Raw genomic sequence first — 7,744 nt, forward strand, 5'->3', positions numbered from 1 at the left:
CACCGGAAGGGGCGCGGTCTCCAGCGTCGGCCGCGACGGCGCGGCGTGCCTGGGCGCGGACGGCCCCTCCAGCACGGACGCCGGCAGCACGACCCGGGCCGTGACGCCGTTGAGCGGCGACTCGTGCAGCCACACCTTCACGCCCAGCCGTTCGGAGAGGCGGCCGACCACGAAGTGGCCGAGGTCGCGGGTCGGCTGGACGAGGAACGAGCGTTCGCCGCGCAGCTTGGCGTTGGCCAGTTCGATCTCGGCGGGCGGCATCCCGATCCCGCCGTCGACGATCGCGACGTGGTACTCGCCCGCCGCCGTCCTGGCCGACACCTCGACCTCCTGGTCGGGCGGGGAGAACGACAGCGCGTTCTCGATCAGTTCGGCGAGCAGATGGGACAGTTCGGCGGCGACCGCGCCGCGCACCTGGCCGTCGTCGACGCGGCGCAGTACGACGCGGCGGTAGTCCTCGACCTCGGCCAGCGCGGAGCGCAGCACGTCGCCGATCGGGATGGAACCCGACCATTTGCGCGGGCTGTGCTCGCCCACCAGCACCAGCAGCGATTCGGCGTTGCGGCGCATCCGGGTGGCGAGATGGTCGAGCTCGAACAGGTTGGCGAGCTGGTTGGGGTCGGCTTCCTCCTGTTCGAGGGTGGAGATGAAACCGAGCTGCCTGCGGAGCAGGTTCTGGTTGCGGCGGCCCAGGTTGGCGAGGGACTCCGCGGTGTTCCTGCGCATCATCGCCTGCTCGACGGCGAGCCGGACGGCCGTCTCCTGGAGATGGTCGAGGGCCGCGTTGACCTCGGTGAACTCGTCCCTGCGGCCGGTCGCGGCGCGGGTCGGCCTGGTCAGGCCCAGCGCGGCCGGGTCCAGTTCGCCCGGGTCGTCGGCCGCCTGGATTCGGGCGACGACCTCGGGCAGCCGCTCCTCGGCCGCCTGCCTGGCCTCGTAGGTCAGCCGCCGCAACGGCCGGACGATCGACCGGAACGTCACGAACCCGACGACGGTCGCGCCGACCAGCAGCAGCACCGCAAGGCCGAGGTAGAGCAGCAGCCCGCGGCTGGCCGAACCGGCGATGGCGGCGGCCCTGTCCTGGATGCCCTGGCCGACGGTGAGCTGCACCGCGTGCAGGTCGTCGAGGTAGGCGGTGATCGCGGCCCACCAGGTCTTCGGCTGGATCCCCAGATGCTTGTCGTTGGGGCTGTCGACGGCCCGCTGCTCGAGCGTCAGCATGGTGCCGGCGTGGGCGGTGCGGCCCGCGGCCTCGAACGCCGACGCCCAGCCCGGCTCGGCGAGCCGCTGGAACTCCTCGAACCCCATCCGCTTGGCGGCCCGCAGCTCCGTGAACTGCTGGTACTCGCCGCGCGTGAACCTGCCCGTCGCGAAGACCCCGTTGAGGGTGGCGCGTTCGCGGCCCGCCCACTCCTTGCCGGTGGACAGGGCGCGCAGCGCGGCGATCCCCTGCCGGAGCCGGGCGTCGCCCTGGCCGACGTCGCCGGTGAACATGGCGTCGTCGAGCGCGCCGATCGCGGTGGAGAAGAAGGAGTAGACGGCCGCCTTGCTGCTGGTGCCGCCGTCGACGGCCGCCCGCAGGTCCTTCAGCGGATCCAGGCCGCGCTCGGCGGCGCGGATCCGTTCGGACGTCGCGGACGGGTTGCCGGCGAGCAGCGTGTCCAGGGCGGCGCGGGTCGCGTCGGACGCGGTGCGCTGCTGGACGAGCGGCGCCCGGAAGTCCGGCGCGCCGCCGACCACCCCCACGCTCAGCCCGCGTTCCCGCTGGAGCGAGTGGACGAGCTCCTGGGCCGCGAGGACCAGTTTGACGTTGTCGGCCGTCGCCTGGGCGGCGCGCGCCTCACCGACCTGCCCGACCACGCCCGCGAACGCGACGATGATCAGGAGCAGGGTCGGCACAGCCAGGATCAGCGCGATCCGGGCACGGATCGTGTGAAGAGAAGCCACGTTCGAATCTCCGTACAGTTACGGGATGCTCACTGCCCGTTGTACGGGATTGCCTGGACGTGCCGGATGGTTTTCCGGGAAACGGGTGGGGTTCGTCAGGCCAGGAGTTCGACGAACTCGGCGAGTTGGGTGAGGTTACGGCATTCGTGCATTTCGATGACGTCGCCGTACTCGGCGGCCGCGGAGTCGCCGGTGTTCCAGTCGCGGACCGGTTCTGGGTTCAGCCAGTAGGCGTGCCGGGCCGTCGCCGCCATCCGCCGGATCACGGGCAGCGCCAGATCGCCGTAGTTGGAGCGGGCGTCGCCGAGCACCAGCAGCGACGTCTTGGAGGTGATCGCGTCGGCGTACTTGTCGTCGAAGACCTGGAAGGCGTGGCCGTAGTTGGAGCGGCCCGTCAGCCAGACCAGGTCGGCCTCGCGGGCCAGCCGTCGCATGGCGTCGGCGACGTCCACGCCGGGCGCGAAGAACTTGGTGATCTCGTCGGTGGAGTCGATGAACGCGAACGCGCGGACCTTGGTGAACTGCTCGCGGAGCGCGAAAGTCAGCAGCAGCGTGAAGTGGGCGAACGCCTGGCAGGAGTCGGAGGCGTCGCAGAGGATCACCAGCTCCGGCTTGTGCGGGCGTTTCGGCTTGAAATGGGTGGTCAGCGGGACGCCGCCCGTGGACAGCGAGGCGCGGACGGTGCGCCGGAAGTCGAGCCGTCCCCGGTGGCCGTGGCGCTGCTTCTGCACCAGCCGGGACGCCATCCGGCGGGCCAGCGGGTAGATCTCGCGGCGCAGCGCCTGGAGCTCGGTCCGTCCGGCGCGGTTGAAGTCCAGTTTCTCCAGCGGCGGACGGACCGAGATCCGCGCCGTCCGCTCCACCCCGGTGTCCTCGGCGATCCGCCGCCGCACCTCGGTGGCGACCAGCGACTCGAACCGGGTGATCCGGTTCCGGAACCGGCGGCGTTCGGCCTGCTCCTCGTAGCCGCCGCGCCGCTCCGGCGTCAGGACCGCGGTCAGCAGCGACGCCATCAGCGTGTCGGCGGACATCGCGCGCAGCACGCCGGAGGAGAACCAGGAGGTGCCCTGCGGGGTCCGGCCGAACTGGCCGACGGCGAGCCGCGCGAACTGGCGGAGCGCGGCGTCGTCACCGCTCAGCAGCAGGTCGAACAGGTCGGCGCGCATCGCCTGGACTTCCGGGTCCAGCGCGGGCGGGGTGGTGGAGCGCTCCTGGTCGACCGGACGGTCCTTGCCCGTGACGCCCGCGCCCTGCGCGCTGGGGAACCAGAGTTCGAAGAGCGTGTCGAAGACCGGCAGATGCGCGGGCCGCTTCACCAGGGTCGCGGCGTAGGCGCCGCGCAGGGTCTCCCGGTCGAGCAGATCGATGTGCCGCAGCGCGTTGGCGGCGTCCAGGCCCTCGGCCAGCGAGACGGGCAGCCCGGCCTCACGCAGCGCGTGCACGAACCCGGTGTGCCGGTCGACAAGGCTCATGTCAGCTTGAGTTCCTGGATGGCCCGCTGCTGGTCGGAGACGTGTTTGAGGACCACCCCGAGGGTGGCCTTGACCGTCTCCTCCTCCAGGGTGTCCAGGCCGAGCGCGAGCAGGGTCCGCGCCCAGTCGATCGTCTCGGCGATGGACGGCTGCTTCTTGATCTCCAGCCCGCGCAGCGCGCCGATCGTCGCGACGATCCGCTCGGTGAGCTCCGCCTCGATGCCCGGCACGCGGGACAGCACGATGTCACGTTCCCGGTCGGCCGACGGATAGTCGAGGTACAGGTAGAGGCAGCGCCGCTTCAGCGCCTCGGACAGCTCGCGGGCGGCGTTGGAGGTGAGGACCACGAACGGACGGCGCCGCGCGGTGATCGTGCCGAGCTCGGGGATGGTCACCTGGAAGTCCGACAGCACCTCCAGCAGCAGCCCTTCGACCTCGACGTCGGCCTTGTCGGTCTCGTCGATCAGCAGAACGGTCGGCTCGGACCGCCGGATGGCCGCCAGCAGCGGCCGCTCCAGCAGGAACTCGTCGGTGAAGATGTCGTCGTGGGTCTCCTCCCACGCCTGGTCGCCGGCGGCCTGGATGCGCAGGAGCTGCTTCTTGTAGTTCCACTCGTACAGGGCGCGGGCCTCGTCGAGGCCCTCGTAGCACTGCAGGCGGATCAGCTCCGCGCCGGTCGCGGCCGCCACGGCCTTGGCCAGCTCGGTCTTGCCGACCCCGGCGGGCCCCTCGATCAGCAGGGGCTTGCCGAGCCGGTCGGCGAGGAAGACCGTGGTGGCGATGGCCTGGTCGGTCAGGTAGCCGGTCGCGGCCAGGCGTTCGGCCACCTCACCGGGCGAGGCGAAGAGACTCACTTCTTCTTGGTCACCTTCTCGTAGACCTGCTGGTTGGCGGCGAAGGTCAGCGAGGCGCCGTCCTTGGCCAGCTCGATCTGCCAGTACGTGACACCGGGGTCATGGCCCTGCCAGGAGAGCCGGAAGGTCCGCTTGCCCGACGGGATCACGGTGCCCTTCCACAGCTCCTCGCCACCGGCCTTGAAGATGCCCCTGCCCTTGGCGTCGAAGGTGAAGAAGTCGTCGGCGGGGCTGCTGCCCTTCCACGTCCCGACCAGCTTGGTGACCTGCTTGGGCTGCGGCGCGGCGGCCACCGGCCCGGTCTCGGTCGGCTGCGGCAGGTCCGGCGCCCCGGTCTTGGGGTTGAGGCTGGGCACGTCGTTCGGCGTCTTCCCGCCGCCCCCGTCGGCCGAGGGCGCGGAGGCGGTCGTTCCCGGCTGTGCGCCCGGCTCCGCGGGGTCGTCCCCTCCCCCGCAGGCCGCGGTGAACAGCAGCAGTCCGGCGAGAGTGATCGCTAGCGGTCTCACGGGTCATTCCTCCGACGGTGGGGGTGGGGAGAATCCCCGCAGCTTACCGACAAGCACCCCCCTTGAGGACGGCGGGAGGGATCAAGAGATCCCTCCCGCCGCGGGATCTGGTTACTTGCCGGGCTCGGGGTCCCTGGGCAGGCCCAGAAGGCGCTCACCGATGATGTTGAGCTGGACTTCGGTGGTGCCGCCGTAGATCGTCATGGCGCGGCTGAAGAGCATGGCGCGGGCGACGATGCCGGTCGGGGCCATGATCTCCTCGACGGTGGCCAGATCGCCCTGGGAGGCGTAGCAGTAGTCCGCGACGTCCTGGTTGAACTGGACGCCGAGCAGCTTGCGGACCGACGCCTCGGCGCCCGGGCTGACCCCGTTGAGCTGCTTGAGCGTGGTGCGCAGCCCCAGCAGGTCGATCGACTGGCCCTGCGCGATCAGCTTGCCGACCTCGGCCTTGGCGATCACGCCCAGCTCCTTGCCCTGGAACCAGTCGAGCAGTTCGGGGACGCCCATGCCCAGGCCGCCGCCCGTCGACAGGGCGACCCGCTCGTTGGACAGCGTGTTGCGGGCGACCTGCCAGCCCTTGTCGACCTCGCCGACGACACAGTCGTCCGGGACGAAGACGTCGTCGAGGAACACCTCGTTGAACAGGGCCTCGCCGGTCAGCTCGCGCAGCGGCCGTACGTCCACGCCCTGCGCCTTCATGTCGACGAGGAAGTAGGTGATCCCGTCGTGCTTGGAGCCGTCGCTGCTGGTGCGGGCGATGCAGAAGCCCCACTGGGCGAACTGGGCGACCGAGGTCCAGATCTTCTGGCCGGTCAGCTTGAAGCCGCCCTCGACCCGCTCGGCCTTCATCGACACCGACGCCAGGTCGGAGCCCGCGCCCGGCTCGGAGAACAGCTGGCACCAGAGCATCTGGCCGCGGAGCGTCGGCAGCAGGAAGCGTTCCTTCTGCTCCTCGGTGCCGTAGGCGACCAGCGACGGCACCAGCCACGCGCCGATCACCAGGTTCGGGGCCCTGAGCTTGGCGGCGCGCAGCTCCTGCTGGATGAGGATCTGCTCGATCGGCTTCGCGCCCCGGCCGTAGGGGACCGGGAAGTGCGGGACGGTCCAGCCGCCGTCGCCCATCGCGGCGTTCAGCTCGTCGCGGTCGGTGATGGCCTTGAGGGGCTCCAGCTCGGCGCGGATCCGCTCGCGGATCGGCTGGGTGTCCTCGTCGAGCTCCAGCTCGACCTCGCGACGGCCGCCGGCCAGACCCAGTTCGGCTACGTCGGCCGCCCACTCCTTGCCGGCGCCCGACAGCGCCTTGTTGGACAGGATGCGACGCAGGTAGACGTGGGCGTCGTGCTCCCAGGTGAAGCCGATGCCGCCGAGGATCTGGATGGCGTCGCGGGCGATCTGCGCGGTGGCCTCGGGCGCGATCACGGCGGCGACGGCCACGGCGAAGTGGGCCTTGTCGTCGCCTTCCTGGAGGGCGCGGGCGGCGTCCCAGACGGCGGCGCGCGCCTGCTCCAGCCCGATCAGCATCCGGGCGGCCTTGTGCTTGACGCCCTGGAACTGGCCGATCGGACGGCCGAACTGCTCCCGGACCTTCGCGTACTCGGCGGCCGTGGTGACGCACCAGGACGCCGCGCCGGCCGACTCGGCGCCGAGCAGCACGGCGGCCAGATCGCGGACCTTCTGGTCGGTGACGCCGTCGAGCACCCGGTCGGCCCCCACGGACGCGCCGGAAGCCTCGATCCGCGCGACACGGCGCGCCTTGTCCAGGCTGGGACGCGGGGTGACGGTGAGCTGCGCCGCGTCGAGCACGACCCATTCGTCACCGGCCTTGACCACGATCAGGTCGGCCAGGGCGGCGCCGAGGACGGGCTCGATCGCGCCGTTCAGCGCGTCACGGGAGCCGTCGAGCGAGCCGGAGATCGCGACGGCCGCGGTCTTCTCGCCGTTGGCGAGGGACTCCAGCAGCTCGTGCGCCTTCGGGTTGGAGCTCGCCTGGATGACCGCGCTGGCCAGCACGGTCGGCAGGAACGGGCCCGGCGCGACGGCGCGGCCCAGCTCCTCGAGGACGACGGTCAGCTCGAGCAGCCCGAAGCCCTGGCCGCCGTGCTCTTCGGCGATGTGCAGGCCCAGCAGGCCCTGTTCGGCGAGACCGGCCCAGAACGCGGGGCGCGGCTCGTCCTCGGCGTCGAGCAGGTCCCGCACGACCGCCTGCGTGATGTAACGCTCGGCGAACCCGCGGACCGACTCGGCCAGGTCCTCGTGCTCCTCAGTCAGCCCGATGGCCATGCGAACACCTCTCCCCTGATCATGCGGTTCCGGCACCGTCCAGGGGTACGGTCCGGATTCTCGAGGATTATTCTAGAACGGCATTCAGTCGGAGAAACACCCCCCCGAGCTGATCGATCGCCTCCTCCTCGTCCGGCAGGGCCAGCGCCCGCTGAGCGGCGGCCGCTCCCAGCCGCACGGCCAGGCCCGGCTCGTCGAGGAAGCGCGCCAGCTCGGCGGCGAGCACGTCTCCGTCCCGCGGGGGGACGAGCAGCGCCGCCTCCCCCACCATCTCCGGAATACCACCCACCGCCGTCGCCACCGTCGGCCGCCCCGCCTGAAGCGCCTCCTGGACGAAGAGCGGCTGCCCCTCCCAGACGCTCGGCACCACCACCACGTCGCTCGCGGACAGCAGCTCCGGCACGTCGGAGCGGCGGCCCAGCAGCCGGACCGGCAGGTCCTGCGCGGAGATCCGGTCGCGCAGCGCCCCGTCGAGCGGCCGCTCGCCCGCCGCGACGAACAGCACAGGACGGTCCTTGAGCCGGGCGGCGGCGTCCAGCAGATCGGGCAGGCCCTTCTGCTCGGCGAGCCTGGCCACGGTCAGGAAGACGGTGCGGTCACCCGCGCCCAGCTCGTCCCTGACCTGGTCGCGGGCGGCCGAGGGCGTCCGGTGCGGCGGCGACGGCACGATCGTCCGGCCCACCTC

Annotated in this window: 6 protein-coding genes; all 6 read right to left on the reverse strand. The window is 71.5% G+C overall.

Annotated elements, in window-relative coordinates; genetic code table 11:
* Nucleotides 1–1,947, reverse strand: a 1,947-nt coding sequence (locus ACYVE7_RS24965; protein WP_460367739.1) for a sensor histidine kinase, incomplete at its 3' end; no start/stop codon positions are given.
* A 95-nt stretch (nucleotides 1,948–2,042) separates the two neighbouring features.
* On the reverse strand, nucleotides 2,043–3,419 hold the full coding sequence (locus tag ACYVE7_RS24970) for a vWA domain-containing protein (protein WP_460367740.1): 1,377 nt from the start codon (nucleotides 3,417–3,419) through the stop codon (nucleotides 2,043–2,045).
* A complete protein-coding gene (locus ACYVE7_RS24975; protein ID WP_460367742.1) occupies nucleotides 3,416–4,273 on the reverse strand; it encodes an AAA family ATPase in 858 nt (285 codons plus the stop codon). The genes ACYVE7_RS24970 and ACYVE7_RS24975 overlap by 4 nt, the downstream gene beginning before the upstream one ends.
* Nucleotides 4,270–4,779: a hypothetical protein gene (locus tag ACYVE7_RS24980; protein WP_460367744.1), complete on the reverse strand. Its 510-nt coding sequence runs from the start codon at nucleotides 4,777–4,779 to the stop codon at nucleotides 4,270–4,272. The genes ACYVE7_RS24975 and ACYVE7_RS24980 overlap by 4 nt, the downstream gene beginning before the upstream one ends.
* Before the next feature lie 111 nt (nucleotides 4,780–4,890).
* Nucleotides 4,891–7,059, reverse strand: coding sequence for an acyl-CoA dehydrogenase (locus tag ACYVE7_RS24985; protein ID WP_460367746.1), 2,169 nt, complete (start codon nucleotides 7,057–7,059; stop codon nucleotides 4,891–4,893).
* Nucleotides 7,060–7,126: 67 nt separating this feature from the next.
* A partial coding sequence (locus ACYVE7_RS24990; protein ID WP_460367748.1) for a glycosyltransferase occupies nucleotides 7,127–7,744 on the reverse strand: 618 nt, incomplete at its 5' end.

It is taken from the genome of Actinocorallia lasiicapitis (assembly GCF_054778695.1).